At 64.3% G+C, this 19459-nt stretch carries 19 protein-coding genes and 2 pseudogenes; 9 read left to right on the forward strand and 12 right to left on the reverse strand.

Features of this window, described 5'->3' with window-relative positions; all coding sequences use genetic code 11:
• Positions 1 to 142: 142 nt before the first annotated feature.
• The 5 genes and pseudogenes from rlmKL to M0D43_RS02390 all read right to left on the reverse strand — a co-directional run bounded on the left by rlmKL (position 143) and on the right by M0D43_RS02390 (position 4033).
• Entirely contained in the window at positions 143 to 2278 is a 2136-nt protein-coding gene (rlmKL, locus tag M0D43_RS02370) for a bifunctional 23S rRNA (guanine(2069)-N(7))-methyltransferase RlmK/23S rRNA (guanine(2445)-N(2))-methyltransferase RlmL (RefSeq protein WP_252163464.1), read from the reverse strand.
• Positions 2275 to 2459, reverse strand: a pseudogene (locus M0D43_RS02375) (hypothetical protein). Before M0D43_RS02375 ends, rlmKL begins: the two are co-directional and overlap by 4 nt.
• 11 nt (positions 2460 to 2470) lie before the next feature.
• A complete protein-coding gene (locus tag M0D43_RS02380) occupies positions 2471 to 2977 on the reverse strand; it encodes a GNAT family N-acetyltransferase (protein ID WP_260807804.1) in 507 nt (168 codons plus the stop codon).
• Positions 2978 to 3017: 40 nt separating this feature from the next.
• The gene (locus M0D43_RS02385; protein WP_260807805.1) at positions 3018 to 3545 is read right to left on the reverse strand and encodes an alpha/beta hydrolase; all 528 of its coding nucleotides are present in this window, start codon (positions 3543 to 3545) and stop codon (positions 3018 to 3020) included.
• Positions 3542 to 4033, reverse strand: a complete 492-nt coding sequence (locus M0D43_RS02390; RefSeq protein ID WP_260807806.1) for an MOSC domain-containing protein — start codon at positions 4031 to 4033, stop codon at positions 3542 to 3544. The genes M0D43_RS02385 and M0D43_RS02390 overlap by 4 nt, the downstream gene beginning before the upstream one ends.
• Before the next feature lie 23 nt (positions 4034 to 4056).
• Here M0D43_RS02390 and M0D43_RS02395 point away from each other — a divergent pair, with 23 nt between their 5' ends.
• On the forward strand, positions 4057 to 4632 hold the full coding sequence (locus M0D43_RS02395) for an N-acetylmuramoyl-L-alanine amidase (RefSeq protein WP_260807807.1): 576 nt from the start codon (positions 4057 to 4059) through the stop codon (positions 4630 to 4632).
• 79 nt (positions 4633 to 4711) lie between these two features.
• On the opposite strand, the gene M0D43_RS02400 is transcribed toward M0D43_RS02395, so the two are convergent.
• The 4 genes from M0D43_RS02400 to M0D43_RS02415 form a co-directional block, all read right to left on the reverse strand.
• Positions 4712 to 5665, reverse strand: coding sequence for a DUF1684 domain-containing protein (locus tag M0D43_RS02400; protein WP_252163468.1), 954 nt, complete (start codon positions 5663 to 5665; stop codon positions 4712 to 4714).
• 88 nt (positions 5666 to 5753) lie between these two features.
• Entirely contained in the window at positions 5754 to 6626 is an 873-nt protein-coding gene (locus M0D43_RS02405; protein ID WP_260807808.1) for a sulfurtransferase, read from the reverse strand.
• On the reverse strand, positions 6623 to 7456 hold the full coding sequence (locus M0D43_RS02410) for a CoA pyrophosphatase (RefSeq protein ID WP_260807809.1): 834 nt from the start codon (positions 7454 to 7456) through the stop codon (positions 6623 to 6625). Before M0D43_RS02410 ends, M0D43_RS02405 begins: the two co-directional genes overlap by 4 nt.
• Before the next feature lie 112 nt (positions 7457 to 7568).
• Positions 7569 to 8267 carry an FKBP-type peptidyl-prolyl cis-trans isomerase gene (locus M0D43_RS02415; RefSeq protein WP_004429231.1) on the reverse strand — a complete coding sequence of 233 codons (699 nt, stop codon included), beginning with the start codon at positions 8265 to 8267 and terminating at the stop codon, positions 7569 to 7571.
• Between the two features lie 163 nt (positions 8268 to 8430).
• Here M0D43_RS02415 and M0D43_RS02420 point away from each other — a divergent pair, with 163 nt between their 5' ends.
• The 3 genes from M0D43_RS02420 to nth are packed head-to-tail and all read left to right on the forward strand — an operon-like array spanning position 8431 to position 10291.
• Positions 8431 to 9213: an enoyl-CoA hydratase-related protein gene (locus M0D43_RS02420; RefSeq protein ID WP_260807810.1), complete on the forward strand. Its 783-nt coding sequence runs from the start codon at positions 8431 to 8433 to the stop codon at positions 9211 to 9213.
• Positions 9214 to 9221: 8 nt separating this feature from the next.
• Positions 9222 to 9602 carry a hypothetical protein gene (locus M0D43_RS02425; protein ID WP_260807811.1) on the forward strand — a complete coding sequence of 127 codons (381 nt, stop codon included), beginning with the start codon at positions 9222 to 9224 and terminating at the stop codon, positions 9600 to 9602.
• Positions 9599 to 10291, forward strand: coding sequence for an endonuclease III (nth, locus tag M0D43_RS02430; protein WP_260807812.1), 693 nt, complete (start codon positions 9599 to 9601; stop codon positions 10289 to 10291). Before M0D43_RS02425 ends, nth begins: the two co-directional genes overlap by 4 nt.
• A 284-nt stretch (positions 10292 to 10575) precedes the next feature.
• On the opposite strand, the pseudogene M0D43_RS02435 reads toward nth, so the two are convergent.
• The 3 genes and pseudogenes from M0D43_RS02435 to M0D43_RS02445 all read right to left on the reverse strand — a co-directional run bounded on the left by M0D43_RS02435 (position 10576) and on the right by M0D43_RS02445 (position 13270).
• Positions 10576 to 12143 (reverse strand): annotated as a pseudogene (locus M0D43_RS02435) (SulP family inorganic anion transporter).
• A gap of 11 nt (positions 12144 to 12154) precedes the next feature.
• The gene (locus M0D43_RS02440; RefSeq protein ID WP_252163475.1) at positions 12155 to 12835 is read right to left on the reverse strand and encodes a carbonic anhydrase; all 681 of its coding nucleotides are present in this window, start codon (positions 12833 to 12835) and stop codon (positions 12155 to 12157) included.
• 114 nt (positions 12836 to 12949) lie between these two features.
• The gene (locus M0D43_RS02445) at positions 12950 to 13270 is read right to left on the reverse strand and encodes a hypothetical protein (protein WP_252164943.1); all 321 of its coding nucleotides are present in this window, start codon (positions 13268 to 13270) and stop codon (positions 12950 to 12952) included.
• Between the two features lie 337 nt (positions 13271 to 13607).
• On the opposite strand from M0D43_RS02445, the gene M0D43_RS02450 reads away from it, so the two are divergent.
• The 5 genes from M0D43_RS02450 to pstA all read left to right on the forward strand — a co-directional run bounded on the left by M0D43_RS02450 (position 13608) and on the right by pstA (position 19452).
• Positions 13608 to 14858: an OprO/OprP family phosphate-selective porin gene (locus M0D43_RS02450; RefSeq protein WP_252163476.1), complete on the forward strand. Its 1251-nt coding sequence runs from the start codon at positions 13608 to 13610 to the stop codon at positions 14856 to 14858.
• 189 nt (positions 14859 to 15047) lie between these two features.
• Positions 15048 to 16067 (forward strand): phosphate ABC transporter substrate-binding protein PstS, encoded by a 1020-nt coding sequence (gene pstS / locus M0D43_RS02455; RefSeq protein WP_252163477.1) that lies wholly within the window; start codon positions 15048 to 15050, stop codon positions 16065 to 16067.
• 337 nt (positions 16068 to 16404) lie between these two features.
• Positions 16405 to 17496 carry a phosphate ABC transporter substrate-binding protein PstS gene (gene pstS, locus M0D43_RS02460; protein ID WP_252163478.1) on the forward strand — a complete coding sequence of 364 codons (1092 nt, stop codon included), beginning with the start codon at positions 16405 to 16407 and terminating at the stop codon, positions 17494 to 17496.
• 112 nt (positions 17497 to 17608) lie between these two features.
• The gene (pstC, locus tag M0D43_RS02465; RefSeq protein WP_252163479.1) at positions 17609 to 18583 is read left to right on the forward strand and encodes a phosphate ABC transporter permease subunit PstC; all 975 of its coding nucleotides are present in this window, start codon (positions 17609 to 17611) and stop codon (positions 18581 to 18583) included.
• Entirely contained in the window at positions 18583 to 19452 is an 870-nt protein-coding gene (pstA, locus tag M0D43_RS02470; protein WP_101363180.1) for a phosphate ABC transporter permease PstA, read from the forward strand. The genes pstC and pstA overlap by 1 nt, the downstream gene beginning before the upstream one ends.
• Positions 19453 to 19459 lie beyond the last annotated feature (7 nt).

The raw sequence follows: 19459 nt of genomic DNA on the forward strand, positions 1-19459 counted from the left end.
GCCCCTTCCGGGCATGCACGGCAGCGGTCGCGTCTTCGCGATCAAGTGCGCATGAGCCTGCGCACATGCCAGCTTCGCAACCGCGTTTGCTGACGTCAGTGCGGGCCCAGGCAGCACGCCATCGGACGCAACCGGCCTGAACTCAGGCCGTCAGCCGCCAGGCGCGGTGGATGCGCGCATGCCGTTCGAAATCCGGGTCGATGGTACGCGGGCTGATCTCCTCGCACTGCGCGAACTCCGCCACCGCCTCTTCATCCAGCTTGAAGCGACGGAAGTTGTTGGAGAAATACAGCACGCCACCGGGCGCCAACCGTGCCACAGCCGCGCGCAACAGACGCACGTGCTCGCGCTGGATATCGAAATCCTCGGCGCGTGCGGAGTTGGAGAAGGTCGGCGGGTCGCAGAAAATCACGTCGAAATGCGCGCGTTCGGCTTCCAGCCAGGCCAATGCATCGGCTTGCACTAGCTTGTGCTTGCTACCGGCTAGCCCGTTCAACGCAAGATTATCGGCGCACCACTGCAGGTAGGTTGCCGACAGATCCACGCTGGTGGTGGACGCCGCTCCAGCTACGGCCGCTTCCACGCTGGCCACGCCGGTGTAGCAGAACAGGTTGAGGAAGCGGCGTCCCTTGGACTGCTGCGCCATGGTGCCGCGTAGCGGGCGATGGTCCAGAAACAGCCCGGTATCCAGGTAATCGAACAAGTTCACGCGCAGCAACGCGCCGTGTTCGCGCACGTGGACGATTTCGTTGCGCTGCTCGAAACGGCCGTACTTGCTGCCGCCCTTGCCGCGTTCGCGCGACTTCAGCGCGACGCGCTCGGCCGGCACCTCGAACACCTCGCGTGCGGCCGCGAGCAGTTCGTTGAGGCGACGGCGCACATCGGCTTCCGGAATCGTCGCCGGCGCTGCGTATTCCTGCACATGCAGGAAGATGCGCCGGTCGCCGTCGGCTTGCTGATACACATCGATGGCGGCGGAATATTCCGGCAGGTCGGCGTCGTAGGCGCGGAAACATTCGATGCCTTCGCGTGCGCGCCACTTCTTGAATTTCTGCAGATTCTTGCGCAGGCGGTTGGCCACCATCTGCGCGCCTTCGCTGAGCGCAGTCGGTGCCGCCAGCGGGGTGCGTCGCGGCACTGCGATCGGGTCGCAGACGATCAACGCGCATTCGATCGCGCCGTTGAACAGCTGGTATTTCTTGCCTGCGCGCAGGCCGGTGGCATAGGCCAGCTCGGCATTGCCGCACAGCAGGCTGGCGCGCCACTGCGGCACAGCGCGCTGCAAGGTGTCGCCCAGGCGGCGATACAGCGCTGCGTCGGCGGCCAGGCGCTCGTCGTAGGGCGGATTGCACACCACCACGCCGGTGGCCTGCGGTGGCGTCTGCAACTCACCGACCTCGCGCACGCCGAACCAGATCGCCTCGGCCACGCCGGCCACTTGCGCATTCTCTTTCGCAGCGCGGATGGCATGCGGGTCCATGTCGCTGCCATGGATCACCTGCTTGAGCGCGGCGCGGCCGACGCTGTCACGCTCGCGCGCCTCGCTGACCAGCTGCTGCCAACCATCGCGGTCGAAACCGCGCCAGCGGCTCGGCACATCGCTGCCGTAGCGCTGCAGACCGGGCGCGACGTCGGCCGCCATCAGCGCGCCTTCAATCAGCAGCGTACCGCTGCCGCACATCGGGTCCAGCAGGCCACCGCCATCGGCGTAAGCGCGCGGCCAGCCGCCGCGCATCAGCACCGCTGCGGCCAGGTTTTCCTTCAACGGCGCCTCGTTCTGCGCCATGCGCCAACCGCGCCGATGCAGCGGGCCGCCGCCCAAGTCGACCGAGATGGTGGCGCGGCCCTTGCGCAGCGACAGGTTCAAGCGCAGGTCCGGGCTGTCCACATCCACCGACGGGCGCTCCAGTCCCTGCCGGCGCATGGTGTCGACCACCGCGTCCTTGATGCGCTGCGCCGCGTAGCGGGCATGGGTAATGGCGGTGCCGGACACATGTGCGTCCACCGACAGCGTATGCCCCACCGAGAGATGCTCGTCCCACGGCAGTTCGGCCACGCCGGCATACAGTGCGTCTTCGTCCGGGCAATCGAACTCGGTCAGCGGCCACAGCACGCGGCTGGCCAGGCGCGACCACAGCACGGCACGCTGCGCATCGCGCAGTTCGCCTTCGACGTTAACGCCGGAGATGGTGGCGGTGGCCTTGCTGGCACCGAGCGCAAGCAGCTCGTCGGCAAGCAGGTATTCCAGGCCCTTGGCACAGGATGCGAAGAATTTCACGTAGGCAGGTATCGATAAAGACGCTGGCCGCGGCGGCGAGCGTGGGAACAGGACAGCGGGCCGGCGCCCTGTGGGCAATACCGTGGCCGCCGTGGACGGGCCGCAGATGGTCGGCCATCGCGGCCGGCATTACCAGCCCGGCGGCCGGATCGCCGACACCCGCGCAGCATGCCAGGCGCATGCAGCCCGCGCTCAGCCCAGCCCGAACGCCGGGTGATACGACACATCGGCCAGCGGCAGCAACCGATCACCGAACGCCAGCGCCTGCAGCTCCGATGCAGGCACGTCGGGCAACACCAAGCCGGGTTCGACCGCAAAACCCAAGCGCCGGAAAAACGCCGGCTCGCCCAGCGCCAGGCAGCCTGCGGCGCCGCGCTCGCGCAAGGTGGCGAGCGCGGCCTGCACCAGCCGCGTGCCCAGTCCTTGTCGCTGGTGGCCTGGCCCCACGGCCAGGGGGCCGAGCGCGAACCAGCCGGGCGAATCGTCCGACAGCGTCACCGGCGACACGGCCAGATGCCCCACCACATAGCCATCGTGGTCGGCCACCAGCGACAACGCCAGTGCGCTGTCCTGACGCAAACCGGCAATCACCTGGTGCTCGTCATGCCGGCTATGCTCGGCGCGCATGAAGGCCACCATCGTCAGCAGTTCGATGGCGGCGGCGTCGCCTTCGGTCGCTTCGCGGATCAACACATTCATGGGTGACATCGCGCGCAGCCATGCCTCGGACGGATCCGCATCACAGGCTCTGCAACAGTTCTGCGAACGCGCGTGCCGACGCGTCCACGTGCGAGGTCAGACGATGGTCGTCGTCGACCAGCAGCAAGCGCGCATGCCGTGCTTGGGCCCAAGCGATCACGTCGGCGGCCGGAATCAGCTCGTCGCGCCAGGCATGCACGATCGAGATTGGCACCTGCGCGGCGTCCAGCGCCGGCATCGGGCCCATTTTGGTTGGCGGCACCATCAGAAACAGGCCGCGCGTAGGGACCTGCAACGACACCCGCCCGGCGATATACGACCCCAGGCTGGAGCCAACCAGCACCAGCGGGCCCTTGTCGGCGGCCGCACGTGCGATCTCCAGCAGGCGTTGCAGCCGGCCGTGCACATCGCCCAGCGTGCTCACCTCGCGGCGTGCATCCAGGTCGGTGTAATCCGGGCGTTCGTGGGTCCAGCCCCACTGCTCGGCCACCTTGGCCAGCGCAGTCACCTTCAAGGCGTCCGGGCCGCTTTCGAAGCCGTGCGAGAGGATGCAATGCCCGCGGCTCATAGCGCCTGCACCGTATCGCCGATGCGCAGCACGCCACCGCGCAGGATGCGTGCGCACAGCCCGCCGTGACCGCGCATGGCGTTGTAGCCGCCCGCGCCTAGGGCATCTTCCATCCGCGAGCACGGGTCGCACGGGTCGGTTCCTTCGAGTTCCACCTCGCCGATGCGAAACCGCCGCCCTTTCAGCGCGATCAACGGGATGCCGGACACCACCAAGTTGCGCCGCAGCGTGGCCGGCGCGACGGTCGCATGGCCTGCCAGCGCCGCGATCACCGGCAGATGCTCGGCCTGGATCAGGGTCACGCCGCGCTTGCCGCTGCCGCCCTTGTAGCGGTCCCCAACCAAGCCGATGCCGGTGGTGACCTGCGCCGCGCCCACCTCCAGCATTGCCACATCGCGCGCCGGACGCACGCCGATCCAGGTCACCTGACCGGTCTGCGGCAGCGTCGCCATCAATTTGCCCAGAGGGCTGTCGGAATTAAAAGCCATCGCCGAATGCTAGCATCCGCTCCATGTCCGATGCCGTCCTGCCGTCGCCGCCGATCACCTACGCGCCGCTGTCCTACGAATCGCGGTTGGCGAAACGCGCGCTCACCCAGATCGACATGGTGGTCATCCATTGCACCGAGTTGCCGGACATGGCGATGGCGCGCGAATACGGCGAGCGCGTGCTCTACGACAGCGGCACCGGCAACAGCGGGCATTACTACCTCGATCGCAACGGCAGCATCCAGCAATACGTCGCGCTGGAGCGCGTTGCGCACCATGTGCGTGGGCATAACCCGCATACGTTGGGGATCGAACTGGTCAACCGCGGCCGGTATCCGCACTGGCTGGATTCGCGTCATCAAGCAATGACCGAACCGTATCCCGAAGCGCAGATCGCCGCGCTGATCACCTTGTTGCAGTGGCTACAGCAGCAGTTGCCTGCGGTACGCCGCATCGCTGGCCATCAAGCGCTGGATATCACCCAGGATGCGGCCAGCGACGATCCGGCGCGCAAGATCCAGCGCAAGCTCGACCCCGGCCCGTTGTTTCCGTGGCCGCGTATCGAAGCGGCGGTCAGCTGGTCGCACACGCCACGTTAGCAGGAGTTTTAGAAACCGCGCGATGCGTGCATGCGGTATGCGTTTGGCAGTTTCGAAACTGCCCACTGCTGCTGCACGCTCAACGCTCCGTCGCGCGGTAAGTCTTCTCGCCTGCGTTCACTGCCACGTCCAGTCGATTTTCGGGCGGCGCGATGGGGCAGACCACATGCGGCGTCAGTGCGCATGGCGGATTTTCGGCCAGATTGAAATCGAGCACGACGCGGCCATCGCGGGGCAGCGCGGCATAGAGGTAGCGCGCACCGCCATAACTTTCCTTGCCACTGGTGCGGTCGGCAAACAGGAAGAACAGGCCCTGGCCATCCTCCTGCAGCAGCGGCTGCAACCGGTATTGGTGGCCATTCTGCGAGAACACCGCCTCTCCGGGCACCTCCACGCTCAGTGGCGTACCGATCGACGTCAGTAAGGTGGTCGCGCGCGGCGTTGGATAGGGTTGCCAGTGCGCCTGGATGCGCCACTGCGGATCGGTCGGGAAATATTCCAGCCCCTCGAACTGTCTTAGCCCAGGCGCTGCAGGGTCGCGGAAGCGCCATCCGTACAAGGCGCCGGTCTGCACCAGATAGAACTGCCGGCCATCGACGTCCAGACGATCGCCGCGCTGCCCTGCCCGCTCCGGTTCCAGGCGGACCTCGTCGATACGCAGCCCATTGAGCGTCACCGACGCGGCGACATCCGCGCGAAAACGTACCTGCCCCGCTGCATCCAGTGTCAGTTGCCCCAACTGCGCAGGCCCGGCAGGCAAGATGATATCGCTGTGCGGGTCGCTGCCCACACGGTACCGACCGGTGCGCACGCGTCCCGAACCGGTATAGCTCAGCCACCCGTCGGGCGCACGCAGTTGCGTCAATCGCTCCGCGCGCGCGCGTTCCAGCGCGAGCTGATACACCTCTTGCTGCGCCACATTTCGATGACCGGCAGCAGGCGCATCGCTCACATCGGCGGTCGACCCCGCCGAACAGGCAGCCAGCGTCCACACCGCGACGCACAGCGCGCCAACCCGTAACTGCAACCGCATCGCTCACCCAGCACTGCAAGAAACTGCGCTCCGCGCAGCGAACCTGCGTCCCCACAGGCCACCGTTCCTGCCGCTATTGTGCCTTCAATCAGGCGCCGGTCGCGACCGGTCGCGACGCGTCCTGCAACCAACCGCTCCAGGAACCGGCGTAGACGCGTGCTCCTGATAGCCCCGCCACTTCCAACGCCAGCAACAAATGGCATGCCGTCACGCCGGATCCGCACATCACCACCACCTGCTCGGGCCGATGCGCACCTAACGACGCAGACAACTCTGCGCGCAATGCGGCGGCCGGCTTGAAGCGACCATCGCGCAGGCTCAACCCCAACGGTCGACTCACCGCACCTGGCACATGCCCGGCCACCGGGTCGATCGGCTCGACTTCTCCACGAAACCGCTCGCCTGCGCGCGCGTCGAGCAACCAGCCCGGCGCCTGTTGCAGTCGCTCCACTATCTGCTCGGCATCCACGACTGCGGCGCTATCGAAACTGCCGGGATACGCGGCGCCATCATGCAGTGCAGGTGGCTCGGTGCTTTCCGCACAACCGGCAGCACGCCATGCGGCCAAGCCGCCGTCCAGCACTGCCACCCGGCGATGCCCCATCAATCGCAACATCCACCACGCGCGTGCGGCCGCCATGCTGCCATCGCCCGCGTCGTACACCACGACCTGGCTGTGCGGATCGATGCCCCAGTGGCCGAGACGTTTGGCGAATGCCGCGCTGTGCGGCAGCGGGTGCCGCCCCAGCGACGGTCGCGACAGATCTGCCAGATCGTGGTCGAGATCGGCGTAATACGCGCCCGGCAGATGCCCCTGTGCATAGGCCTTACGCGCTGCGTCCGGGTCTGGTGCGGTCGGCGGCGCGGCGCGCGCATCCAGCAGACGCAGCTGCGGATGCTGCAACGTGGCCGCCAGGGTTGCGGCATCGACCAGCGTGTTCCAGTTCGGATCGACACTCATGCAACCTGCTCCAGGCGACGACGAAGATTGAGAAGAATGGCCGCCGTGGCGCCCCAGATGCGCTGGCCAGGCCAGTCGTATTCGAGCACGCGCCGCGGGCGCCCGCGGAATTCCAGTTCCACACTGCGCAGATTGTCCGGGTCCATCAGGTAGGCCAGCGGCACTTCGAAGACCTCCGCCACTTCGTCTGGCTGCGGTACCGCCACGAACGCCGGGTCGATTACCGCCACCACCGGCGTCACCCGGAATCCACTGACGGTCAGAAACGGATCCAGATACCCCATGGCGTGCACCTGCTGTGCGCCCAGCGCGATTTCTTCGCAGCTCTCACGCAGCGCCGCGGCCGCGGCATCGGCATCGGACGGTTCCACGCGTCCGCCCGGGAAACTGACCTGCCCGGCGTGATGACGCAGGCTGTCGGTGCGTCGCGTCAGCAACACCATGGTGCCCTGCTCGCGCGGCACCAGTCCGCATAGCACTGCCGCCTCGGCAGACGCCTCGCGGTCGGCCAGATCGATCAGTTCGGCATGGTTCCAGCCCGGCCCGGCCGGCGCAGTGTCCAGCGGGTACAACGCTCGCCTCAGCTGCGCGTACTCCGGCAGCCTTGCCGTCAGCGCGCGTGCGGGCAGCACCGTATGCAGATAGTCCTGGCGTTCGGCGTCGCTCATGCTCATCCAGCGTGCAATTTCATCCAGGCTGCGCAGGCAGCCGACACAGCGCGACTGCGCATCTAGCGAACATACACCGATACACGGACTCGGCAGCCGACCGGCTGCGAAATCGGGATCGGGATCTGCATCGACATCGGTTTCGACATCGCTGCCGCTCATTGCTGGGTCCTACGGCCGCTGCATCGTTTCATCGTCACCTTCAGGCAATCGGTCGACCAAAACGACAACGCCGGCCTGGTGGCCGGCGTTGTCATGGCAACATCGAGTGCAATTACTTGACGCTGACCAACTTGATCTCGAACTGCACAGCCACGTTCGGCGGGAACGGGGTACGCGGGTCGGCACCGTAGGCCTTTTCCGGCGGCAGGGTCACTTCCCACTTCGAGCCGGCCGGCATCTGCAGCAGCGTGTCGCGCATGGCCTGCATTTCGACTTCGCTGACCTTGATTGCCGGGATCTGCTGCGCCGGACGTGCCTTCTCGCGGTCGCCGAACGGGAACGGACCCGCTACTTCCAGCTGCACGGTGCTGGCCTGAGTCGGCTTGGCACCCTTGCCGGCTTCGATCACGCGGTACTGCACGCCGCTCGGCAGCGTCTGCACGCCAGCGGTGCTCTTGTTCTTGGCCAGGAACGCATCGCTCTTGGTCTTGTTGGCTGCAGCGGCCTTGTCGTACTCGGCCTTGGCCTGCTGGGCACGGCCCTGCTCGCGCTTCTGGAACGCTTCAACTGCTGGCTTGAGCTGGTCGGCAGTGATCGCCGGCTGCTTCTTGGCATAGGCGTCCTGCAGACCCTTTACCACCGAGTTGATGTCGAGCTGCTCGCCGCGGCCGGTGAGCTCGGCAAGGTTATTGCCGTAGTCATAGCCGAAGTAGTAGCTCAACTTGCCCTTCTCGGACGTCGTGTCCTGGGCCAGTGCATTGCCCGTCAGGGCCAGGGCCGCCACAGCGACCGCGATAGAACGCAACTTCATCAAACAATTCTCCAGGGTGGTGGCACAGGACGGGTCTGCCGCCTGAGATGACGCGCTAGGATAGCGGGCACGATACCGAACCGCTACTTATCACGAAAGCTAAGACCAGCAAGGCTTTCGGAAGTTCCGTATTTACTAATTTTTTACGTTCACAAGGGTTCACATGTCCAATCACGTCATTCTGATCGCCGATCACGCCAGCATCCGGACGATTACGGTCAACCGGCCGGACAAACTGAATGCTTTGAACCAACAGACCATGCAGGCCCTGGATCAGGCATTTCAGGATGCGGCCGCCGCAGACGATGTACGCGCCGTGATTCTCACCGGTGCCGGCCCCAAGGCCTTCGTGGCAGGCGCAGATATCGCCGAAATGACTGATCTATCGGCAATCCAGGGCCGCGAATTCTCGCTGCTGGGCCAGCAGCTGATGCGCCGGATCGAGCGCATGCCCAAGCCGGTAGTTGCAATGATCAATGGCTTTGCGCTCGGTGGCGGCCTGGAGCTGGCAATGGCCTGCCATCTGCGCATCGCCGCTGCCACCGCGCGCCTGGGGCAACCGGAAATCAACCTTGGCCTCATCCCCGGCTTCGGTGGCACACAGCGCCTGCTGCGCCTTACCGGCCGCGCCGCAGCGCTGGAACTGTGCCTGCTTGGCCTGCCGATCGACGCCGCGCGCGCACTGCAGCTGGGACTGGTCAATCGCGTGGTTGAAGCCGATGCCTTGCAAGAGGAAACGCTCGCACTGGCACAGCGCCTGGCAGCCGCGGCACCGCTGGCACTGCGCGGCATTCTGGATGCGGTGGTGTTCGGCGGGGAATGCGCCATGGAAGAAGGTCTGCAGCTGGAAACCGCGCAATTTGCACTGTTATTCGCCACTGACGACATGCGCGAAGGCACACGTGCGTTTCTCGACAAACGCCCTGCTCAATTCAAGAACCGCTGATCATCGCCATGACGCTCGACCCCACATCGGCACCGCGTCCGTTGCCACTGCAGCTGTTGGACTGTGTGCAGGCAAATGATCTGGATCGCGCTTTGGCGCTCGGCTTGATGGCATATCTGCCCGAACCGCAGCACGACGTGCTGGACGCCAATTTCCCGCAAGTCTGCGCCACATTGCTGGGTGCACAGCAGCGGTTGCGCGATGCATGGGCCGCGCGCGAACGCTATCGCGCGCGCGCCGCGCGCCTGCAACGCCGCGCCGCCGAGCGTGACGCACGCAGGGCACCCGCCCCGGCACCCAGCCAACCGGCAACGCCTGCGTTGCCGCCGCTGGCCGCTGCCATCCTGGCGCGCGCCAAGGCAAAAGCCGCCGGCGGAGCGCAGCCATGAACGCACCGCAGGCACGTCGTGGCGGCAGCATGCGCAAGCCTGAGATACAGGAGATGTTCGAGCGCTTGCGCGAACTTAATCCGCACCCGACCACCGAGCTGGAATACACCACCCCGTTCGAATTATTGATCGCCGTGCTGTTGTCGGCGCAGGCTACCGATGTCGGCGTCAACAAGGCCACGCGCAAGCTGTATCCCGTGGCTAACACGCCCCGTGACATTCTCGATCTCGGCGAAGAAGGCCTGAAGCGGTACATCGCCACCATCGGCTTGTTCAACGCCAAGGCCAAGAATGTCATCGCCACGTGTCGCATTCTGCTTGAGCGTTACGGCGGCGAAGTGCCGCACGACCGCGCCGCGCTCGAGGCGCTGCCCGGCGTCGGCCGCAAGACCGCAAATGTGGTGCTCAACACTGCGTTCGGCGAGCCTGCCGTGGCAGTGGACACGCATATCTTTCGCGTCTCCAACCGCACCGGCCTTGCGCCAGGCAAGGACGTACGTGCAGTCGAAGACACGCTGGTCAAGGTCATTCCCGCCGAGTTTCTGCACGACGCGCATCACTGGCTGATCCTGCACGGCCGCTATGTCTGCAAGGCACGCAAACCGGATTGCCCGGGCTGCGTGATCCACGATCTATGCCGCTATCGCGACAAGACCCAGCCGGCGCCGGAGCGGCAAACGAAGGCCTAAATGTAATGCAGCCGTGGAGTCAGAGCAACAGCGCAACAGCCAGCCCTGATCCACACGCAGCAACCGCAAGGCCGCAAGCTTTCACGAGTCCCAAGTCCCAAGTCCCAAGTCCCAGGTCCCAGGTCCCAGGTCCCAAGTCCCAGGTCCCAGGTCCCAGGTCCCAAGTCCCCGATCACCGATCCCAGCCCAAAAAAATCGCGACCGGATGATGCGTCTTTCGGCGCCATGCATCATCCGGTCACGACGGGGGTCACCCGGCGCGAACGCCGGGCGTTTACAACACCTTACGCAGCTTTCGCCTGCTCAACCCGCGGCTCCACAAGCACGCCGTCCACGGTGGGCTGCCCTTCGACACGTCGATCGAGTTCCTTCCAATCCACCACCAGCTCGCAACCACGCGAGGCCGCATTGCGGTTCCAGTCGCGCAACAACTCGATGCAGGCGTGGTCGACGTGGTGCAGCTTGGCCACATCCAGATGCAGTGCAGTATTGGGCGGCACGCTTTCCAGCGTCCGTGCCATGGCCGGCACCTTCAGGAAGGTAGCCGAGCCCTGCAGGGTCAAATGCATCTCGTCCTTCTTGTCGGCGTGCTCACGCACCTCGACCTTCAGATGCGAGGAGTGCAGTGCCAGACGGAACAACGACAGACCAAAGCCGATCAGTACACCGGTCAGCAGGTCGGTGGCCACGATCGCGAAGGTGGTCGCCAGATAGATCGCGGCCGTTCCGCGGCCGTAAGTCGCCAGCTCCTTGACCTGCCCGATCTTGATCATCTTCACGCCCGTGTAGACCAGGATACCGGCCAGACACGCCACCGGCGTCATCCGCAACAACCAAGGCAGCAGCATCGCGAATACCAGCAACCAGCTGCCGTGCAGGATGGTCGAGGTACGCGTGGCCGCACCGGCCTGCACATTGGCCGCACTGCGCACGATCACGCCGGTCATCGGCAATGCGCCCAGGAAGCCGCACAGCATATTGCCCACGCCCTGCGCCGCCAGCTCACGGTCGTACTGCGTGCGCGCCCCCTGATGCATACGGTCCACCGCCGCCGCCGACAGCAAGGTTTCTGCGCTGGCGATGAAGGCGAAGGTCACTGCCGACACCAGCAACGTATGGTTGAACACGCCAAAGATCTCGGAAATGCTGGGGATGCTGATGGCAGATAACAAATTGGTCGGGACGTCGACCTTGTTGACGTTCAGGCCCTGCAACTGCACCGTCGCCGTGACCACCACCACCGCGATCAACGCACCCGGCAAAAGCGCAGGCGCTGCGGGCGCAACTTGTCCCACGCCAGGATGATGCCGATGGTCGCCAGACCCACCAACAACGCGGTCCTGCCGGTGCCTTCGCTGATCGCCTGCCACAACACGGCAGGCAAGGCGGCGAAGTTTTCCAGACCACGCGCCTTGGGCGCGGCATCCATCAACACGTGTGCCTGCGACGCCACGATCAGAATGCCGATGCCCGACAACATGCCGGCCACCACGGCCGGCGATGTCATCCGGAACCACACACCTGCGCGGCACAGACCGGCAACCAGCTGAATTGCGCCGGCTACCAGAATCACCGGCCCAAGCGCAGCAGCGCCGTGCTCACGGACCAGTTCGAACACCAACACAGCCAGGCCGGCGGCCGGCCCGCTCACCTGTAAGGGAGAGCCCGCCAGAAAGCCAACAACCAAACCACCGATGATGCCGGTGATCAGACCTGCGGCCGGCGGCATGCCGGATGCGATCGCGATCCCCATACACAACGGGAGCGCGACAAGAAAGACCACGACAGACGCCAATAAATCACGCCCAAACAGTCCCTGACGGAAATATCCGCCGATACCTGATGTGTTCATGGTGGACTCCGTCAAGCGAGTTCAGCGCGCACGACTTGCTGCAGTCGCGGACGTGGCGTGGCTTCGGGAGTGCTTTCGGCCAGGAGCGGCCGGAAGCCACCCTTCTCGGCATCGAAGGCGCGGATCTCCCCGTGCGCGATATCGTAGATCCAGCCATGGATACGCAAGGTGCCTGCGGCCAGACGGGCTGCCACTACCGGCTGCGTACGCAGGTGATCCAACTGCGAAACCACGTTTTCTTCGGTCATGCAGCTCAGCGCGTCCTGGCTATGCGGGTCATGCCCGTGATGCGCGGTGACATGACGTGCCGCGTCGGTGTGCTTGAGCCACGCTGCCACGGAGGGCACATCTTCCAGCGACTCCGGCTTAAGCACGGCTTTCATCGCACCGCAATCGGTATGGCCGCAGATCACGATGTGACGCACGCCCAGCACCGCAATGGCGTATTCGATCGCCGCCACCACGCCGCTGACATGCTGCGAGTAAGGCGGCACCACGTTACCGATATTGCGATAGACGAACAGTTCGCCTGGCTGCGCGGAGAAGATCAGTTCCGGCATGACGCGCGAATCGGCGCAGGTAATGAACAGCGTGTGCGGGCTTTGGCCGCCTGCCAGTTCCTGAAAGCGCGCACTCTGGCGCGGATAGACTTCCTTACGGAAATGACGAAAACCTTCTAGCAAACTTTCCATGGGAGATTCCTCTGGGCAACGAATAGCCGTTCGCGGCGCAGACCGCGAATTGCAAAAACAACAAATCAATTAGGAATCCGGCGCGGAACGCACCGGGTGCAACGACAGCGGGGATCAGCCAAGCAGTGCGTTTGGAGGGCGCAGTTGTGGGATCAGGTCGCGTTTTTGATTTGCCGGCGCGTGATGCGCATGCCAAGAAGGGGAATACCGCGCCAGCATCGGCCATGCTTGGGAGAGCAAGGGGATATCGTCTGCAGGCTGTGTATCGACTTGGCTTTGCGTCTCGCCGTCGTCCTGCGGATCTTCTGCTGCATCGCGTTCTTCGCCAGCATCCACCATTACCGCAAAGCCGTCGCCCACTAACGCGTCATGGACGCGCACGTGCGCGTTGGCTGCCGACCACACGCTAAGCGCGAGCAGGCAGACCAACAGCAGTTGGAGGAATCGAGGAAACATGGCCTCGAAACTAACAATTTAGGCACTGCGTGTGCAAGTGGTGCGTCGCACAAACTGACACACAGGTTCAGCATGGGATGCACGCATTCAAAGGCTGTCGCCAGATATCCCCATACGTTCGTCGTTCAAGGCCCCGGAAAGGCGCTGTCATAAATCGCCGCCGTTCAGAATACTGACACACGATGACATAGTTTAAACTTACGTAAATTCTTGTCTTTATTGACAAAAATTGATTATTACGTTTCCGTCGTTTTGTCACATTAACGCAACTTTCACACCCTAGCCTGCGCCCACTTTCTCAGGTCGCAAGGCATCTATGAAACTCGCTCCCACCCTGCTTGGTTCCGCGCTGCTGCTGGCACTCGCCGCTCCTGCAGCACACGCCGAAATCGCCGTCGATGTGATCGGCGGCTCGGAAGTCTCGCTGGAAGGCCTGGTCCAGGCCGACGGCAACTGGTTCCACAACGATGTCCAGGACCTCAATGGCGCGATTGGCGCCAACGGTGACAATTCCGAATTCAGCATCCGTCGCGCCGAGCTGGTGCTCAAGGGCAAGGGCCCGGGCAATGTCGAGTGGGTGCTGGGTTACGATCCGAGCGTTCTGAAGCAGGTGACCATCAAAGGCACCACCGTCAACAGCACCGGTCGTTTCCTGGATACCAACGTCAAGTACAAGTTCGGCGGCAACGCGAACAACTATCTGCAGATCGGTCAGTTCAAGCAGCCCAACAGCCTGGAAGAACTGTCCAGCACCAAGAACAACGACTTCGTTTCCAAGGCGTCGGTGACCAATACCTACGGCATCTCGCGCCGTCTGGGCGTGGCTTACGGCATGGGCGACAACAACTGGAGCGTGACCGCCAGTGCGTTCGGCCGCGAACTGACCCGCAACCAGGCGCACGGCAGCGGCTATGGCGCGCGTGGCACCTGGGCGCCGATCAACGAGACAGGCAACGTGCTGCACTTCGGCCTCAGCTACCTGACCTACGATACCGACGACGACACCTTGCGCCTGCGCGCACGTCCCGACGCCGACCTGACCACCGTTCGCCTGATCGACAGCGGCGCCATCACCAATGTCGACAACGTCGGTGTTGCCGGTGCCGAGGCGATGTGGATCACCGGGCCGTTCAAACTGCAGAGCGAGTACTTCCAGGAGAACGCCAATCGCATCGGCGCCAACGCACACGACTATAAGAGCGATGGCTGGTACGTGAGCGGCGTCTGGAACCTCACCGGCGAAACCTGGGGCTACAAGGCCGGCGTGCCGACCACTCCGCTGCCCAACGAACCGGCATCGGGCATGTGGCAGCTGGCAGTGCGCTACGACACCCTGGACCTCAACGACGGACACTTGGTCGCCAACGGCAACACGCCGTTCGTCGATGGTGTGCTTGGCGGCAAGATGAACGTCTGGACGGTCGGTGCCAACTGGTACTGGCGCTCCAACTTCAAGTTTGCCCTCGACTACGCCAAGGTCGACAGCACCCGCTACAACAACGCGACACGCGGCCTGATCGACGACAACCCGTCGATCATCGAAGCACGCGCGCAGTTCTACTGGTAAGCCCATCGCCACCGCGTTGCGCTCGGTCGAGCGTACGCGGTGGCAGCCACCACTTCCTACCGGCCTGAACATCCGACGGCGCAATGCCGTCATCGCTTTGTCATTTCTTAGACACCGCATGGTCATGCCGTTGCCCTGCAATGGCACCACTGCGGGACGTTCTGATCCCTTCACTCCAGGAGCTGTTCCGTGATCCACTCCTTCAAGACCCGTCTGGCCGTCGGCGTGCTCGCCGCCTCGCTGGCTCTGTGCGCCCAGGCTGCCGATGTCACCGGCGCTGGCGCGTCGTTCATTTACCCGGTGATGTCCAAATGGTCGGCCGACTACAACGCCGCCACCAAGAAGCAGGTCAACTATCAATCGATCGGTTCGGGCGGCGGCATCGCCCAGATCAAGGCGGCGAGTGTGGACTTCGGTTCGTCCGACGCCCCGCTCAAGCCGGAAGAACTGGCCGCTGCCGGCCTGGCGCAGTTTCCTTCGGTGATCGGCGGCGTGGTGCCGGTGGTGAACGTGCCGGGTGTCGCCGCTGGTGCGCTCAAGCTGGACGGCAAGACCCTGGGCGACATCTTCCTGGGCAAGGTCAGCACCTGGAACGACCCGGCGATCGCCGCACTCAATCCGGGCGTGAAGCTGCCGGAAGGCAAGATCACCGTGGTGCATCGCTCCGACGGCTCGGGCACCAGCTTCAACTTCACCAACTACCTGTCCAAGGTCAATCCGGACTGGAAGAGCAAGGTGGGCGAAGGCACCGCGGTGCAGTGGCCGACCGGTATCGGCGGCAAGGGCAATGAAGGTGTCGCCGCTTACGTGAAGCAGATCAAGGGCGGCATCGGCTACGTCGAACTGTCGTACGCGCTGCAGAACAAGATGGCCTACACCGCGATGAAGAACGCCGCCGGCAAGTTCGTGCAGCCGTCCGACGAGACTTTTGCCGCCGCTGCCAACAGCGCCGACTGGGGCAACAGCAAGGACTTCTATCTGGTGATGACCAACGCGGCGGGCGACAACGCCTGGCCGATCACGGCGACCAATTTCATCCTGGTGCAGAAGAAGCCGAAGAACCCGGCCGGTCTGAAGAACACGCTGGAATTCTTCCGCTGGATCTACACCAAGGGCGATGCGCAGGCCAAGCAGTTGGACTACGTGCCGCTGCCAGACACGCTGGTGACCCAGATCGAGGCGTACTGGGCCAAGACTCTGCCGCACTGAGTACAACCCAAACCTCGGTTTGGCGGGCAGGCAGGGAACGCGATGCACCAACCGGCATGGGCCGGTGGTCCGTGCCGACTCCCCTGCCTCAGCTCAGACAGATGTGCCGTGTATTGCCGCCCTGGTGGCCGACACGAAAACGAGCAAAGGAACGACGCCGTCTCTCTCCCCGGCGTCGGCCCCGGGACGCGGATCCCGGAGGGCGCGACGCCCTCCTCGGTCCGCGTCTTTTTTTGTGACGGCTTGGCCAGAAGGCACTGTCATGCGGGTGTAACAAAAACATCATTTCATAGCGTGGTCTGCCGGATACCCCGGCCAATCCTGCCTCGGAGCTTCCATGAAATTGCAGTCGGCCAGCCTGACCGCCCTGTCCCTCACCATCGCCCTTGCCCTGGCCGCGTGCTCGCCCGGCAAGGACGCACAGTCCGGCGACGCCGCAAAGGGCGCGCCGACCGCAGGCGCCACTGCCGGCGAGACCAAGGGTGCTGAAATCTCTGGCGCCGGCGCTTCCTTCATCTACCCGCTGGTGTCCAAGTGGTCGGCCGACTACAACGCCGCCACCGGCAACAAGGTGAACTACCAGTCGATCGGCTCCGGCGGCGGTATTGCGCAGATCAAGGGCGGTACCGTGGATTTCGGCTCGACCGACAAGCCGCTGGACAGCACCGAACTGCAGCAGGCAGGCCTGGGCCAGTTCCCGTCCGCCATCGGCGGCGTGGTGCCGGTCGTCAATCTGGAAGGCATCGCACCGGGCAAGCTGCGCCTGACAGGCGCGCTGCTGGGCGACATCTTCCTGGGCAAGGTCACCATGTGGAACGACGCGGCCATTGTCGCGGCCAATCCGGGCGTCACCCTGCCGGCCACCAAGATCAATCTGGTGCATCGTTCGGACGGTTCGGGCACCACCTTCAACTTCTCCAACTATCTGTCCAAGGTCAGCCCGGAATGGAAGAGCAAGGTCGGCGAAGGCACCTCGGTGCAGTGGCCGGGCGGCGTGGGTGGCAAGGGCAATGAAGGCGTTGCCTCGTATGTGCAGCAGATCAAGGGCTCGATCGGCTATGTCGAGCTGGCTTACGCGCTGCAGAACAAGATGCCGTACACATCGCTGCAGAACGCAGCCGGCCAGTGGATCGAGCCGAATGCGGAAAGCTTTGCCGCCGCCGCTGCCAGCGCCGACTGGGCCAACGCCCGTGACTTCAATCTGGTGATCACCAATGCACCGGGCGAGAAAGCATGGCCGATCACCGCCACCAATTTCATGCTGATGCACAAGCAGCCCAAGGACGCGGCGCGCAGCAAGGCGACGCTGGACTTCTTCAAGTGGGCGTTGGAAAACGGCCAGGCCCAGGCCAGCGAACTGCATTACGTGCCGCTGCCGCCGGAGCTGGTGAAGCAGATCGAGGCCTATTGGGGCAGCGAGTTCAAGTAATGCCCTGCACCCGCCCATGCGGTGGGGTGCGCCGCGGCGAGGCGCCTGAGGGTGCCTCGCCGTTCCTGCTGTCTCACGCTCCCGCCGTTGCGCGGGTGACGAGTCCAATCGAATGAATGCCACCGCCATTCCCGAAGCGATGACCGCGCCACGCGGTCGCGACCTGCGCGACGCACGCGCCGATCGCCTGTTCAAGCTTGCGCTGGCCGCCACGGTCGTTTTCGTCCTGTTGGCGCTCGGCAGCGCGGCGCTGTCGATGCTGTGGGGCGGACGTCATGCCTTGCAGATGCAGGGCCTGAGTTTCTTCTATTCCTCCGACTGGAATCCGGTCGAAAACAAATACGGTGCGCTGGCACCGATCTACGGCACCCTGGTCACCGCCATGATTGCGATGCTGATCGCGGTGCCGGTGAGTTTCGGTATCGCGTTCTTTCTGACCGAAGTGGCACCGCGCTGGTTGCGTGGCCCGGTCGGCACCGCGATCGAGCTGCTAGCGGGCATCCCGTCGATCATCTACGGCATGTGGGGTCTGTTCGTGCTGGTGCCGGTGATGACCGAGCACGTGACGCCGTGGCTCAACGATCATCTCGGCACGTTGCCGCTGATTGGCCCGTTGTTTCAGGGCCCACCGTTGGGTATCGGCCTGCTGACTGCGGGATTCGTGCTGGCGATCATGGTGATTCCCTTCATCTCGTCGGTGATGCGCGAAGTGTTTCTGACCGTGCCCACGCGCTTGAAAGAATCGGCGTACGCGCTGGGGTCGACCAAGTGGGAAGTGAGTTGGGACATCGTGCTGCCCTACACCCGCTCGGCGGTGATCGGCGGCGTGTTTCTGGGGTTGGGCCGTGCGCTGGGTGAAACCATGGCGGTGGCGTTCGTGGTCGGTAACACGGTGCGCTTGTCGCCGTCGCTGCTGGAACCCGGCACCACCATCGCGGCGTTGATCGCCAACGATTTCGGTGAAGCCACCGAGACTTACCGCTCGGCGTTGCTGCTGCTGGGCTTTGTGCTGTTTATCGTGACGTTTATCGTGCTGGCCATCGCGCGCTTCATGCTGATGCAGCTCTCGCGCCGGGAGGGCAACTAATGTCCGCCGCTTCGGTGTCGCAATCGCTGTACAACCGCCGCCGGGTGACCAACGCCATTGCGTTGCTGCTGTCGTGCGTCACAGCCTTGTTCGGCCTGTTCTTCCTGGCCTGGATCCTGTGGACGCTGTTGTCCAAGGGCGTACCGGGCATCGACCTCAATCTGTTTACCAAGATGACACCGCCACCGATGCAGGAAGGCGGCTTGCTCAATGCCTTCTTCGGCAGCGCGGTGATGTGCGGGCTGGCGCTGGCCATCGGTACGCCGCTGGGCATCGCTGCGGGCACCTGGTTGGCCGAATACGGCAATGCGCGCAAGACCGGCGTGGTGGTGCGCTTCGTCAACGACATCCTGTTGTCGGCGCCATCGATCGTGCTGGGCCTGTTCGTCTACACCTTGTACGTGATGCAGACCGGCGGTCGCTTCTCGGCATTCGCCGGCGCGCTGTCGCTGGCCTTCATCGTGCTACCTGTGGTGGTGCGTACGACCGACGAAATGCTGCGACTGGTGCCGGCACAGATGCGCGAAGCGGCATTGTCGCTCGGCATCCCGCAGTGGAAAGTCACTGTGCAGGTGCTGTATCGCGCCGCCTCGGCCGGCATCCTCACCGGCATCCTGCTTGCGCTGGCACGCATCAGCGGCGAAACCGCACCGCTACTGTTCACCGCGTTCGGCAATCAGTACTGGAACAGCAACATCTTCCAGCCGATGGCCAGCGTGCCGGTGATCATGAATCAATTCGCCGGCAGCCCGTACGACACTTGGCAGACCCTGGCCTGGGCCGGCGCACTGGTGCTGACCGTGTTTGTGTTGCTGGTCAGCCTGGGCGCGCGTGCCCTGCTCTTGCGCAACAAGATCTCCAATGACTGACCTTTCC

The organism is Xanthomonas prunicola (genome assembly GCF_025266575.1).
GTDB lineage: Bacteria > Pseudomonadota > Gammaproteobacteria > Xanthomonadales > Xanthomonadaceae > Xanthomonas > Xanthomonas prunicola.

What these genes read in the sequence shown, in the direction of transcription:
- M0D43_RS02420 (WP_260807810.1), top strand. Translation starts at nt 8,431, where the DNA reads ATGTCCAATCACGTCATTCTGATCGCCGATCACGCCAGCATCCGGACG.
- M0D43_RS02450 (WP_252163476.1), top strand. Translation starts at nt 13,608, where the DNA reads ATGAAACTCGCTCCCACCCTGCTTGGTTCCGCGCTGCTGCTGGCACTC.
- M0D43_RS02390 (WP_260807806.1), bottom strand. Translation starts at nt 4,033, where the DNA reads ATGGCTTTTAATTCCGACAGCCCTCTGGGCAAATTGATGGCGACGCTG.
- M0D43_RS02385 (WP_260807805.1), bottom strand. Translation starts at nt 3,545, where the DNA reads ATGAGCCGCGGGCATTGCATCCTCTCGCACGGCTTCGAAAGCGGCCCG.
- M0D43_RS02380 (WP_260807804.1), bottom strand. Translation starts at nt 2,977, where the DNA reads ATGAATGTGTTGATCCGCGAAGCGACCGAAGGCGACGCCGCCGCCATC.
- pstS (WP_252163478.1), top strand. Translation starts at nt 16,405, where the DNA reads ATGAAATTGCAGTCGGCCAGCCTGACCGCCCTGTCCCTCACCATCGCC.
- M0D43_RS02415 (WP_004429231.1), bottom strand. Translation starts at nt 8,267, where the DNA reads ATGAAGTTGCGTTCTATCGCGGTCGCTGTGGCGGCCCTGGCCCTGACG.
- M0D43_RS02405 (WP_260807808.1), bottom strand. Translation starts at nt 6,626, where the DNA reads ATGAGTGTCGATCCGAACTGGAACACGCTGGTCGATGCCGCAACCCTG.
- nth (WP_260807812.1), top strand. Translation starts at nt 9,599, where the DNA reads ATGAACGCACCGCAGGCACGTCGTGGCGGCAGCATGCGCAAGCCTGAG.
- M0D43_RS02395 (WP_260807807.1), top strand. Translation starts at nt 4,057, where the DNA reads ATGTCCGATGCCGTCCTGCCGTCGCCGCCGATCACCTACGCGCCGCTG.
- M0D43_RS02400 (WP_252163468.1), bottom strand. Translation starts at nt 5,665, where the DNA reads ATGCGGTTGCAGTTACGGGTTGGCGCGCTGTGCGTCGCGGTGTGGACG.
- M0D43_RS02425 (WP_260807811.1), top strand. Translation starts at nt 9,222, where the DNA reads ATGACGCTCGACCCCACATCGGCACCGCGTCCGTTGCCACTGCAGCTG.
- pstA (WP_101363180.1), top strand. Translation starts at nt 18,583, where the DNA reads ATGTCCGCCGCTTCGGTGTCGCAATCGCTGTACAACCGCCGCCGGGTG.
- M0D43_RS02440 (WP_252163475.1), bottom strand. Translation starts at nt 12,835, where the DNA reads ATGGAAAGTTTGCTAGAAGGTTTTCGTCATTTCCGTAAGGAAGTCTAT.
- M0D43_RS02410 (WP_260807809.1), bottom strand. Translation starts at nt 7,456, where the DNA reads ATGAGCGGCAGCGATGTCGAAACCGATGTCGATGCAGATCCCGATCCC.
- pstC (WP_252163479.1), top strand. Translation starts at nt 17,609, where the DNA reads ATGAATGCCACCGCCATTCCCGAAGCGATGACCGCGCCACGCGGTCGC.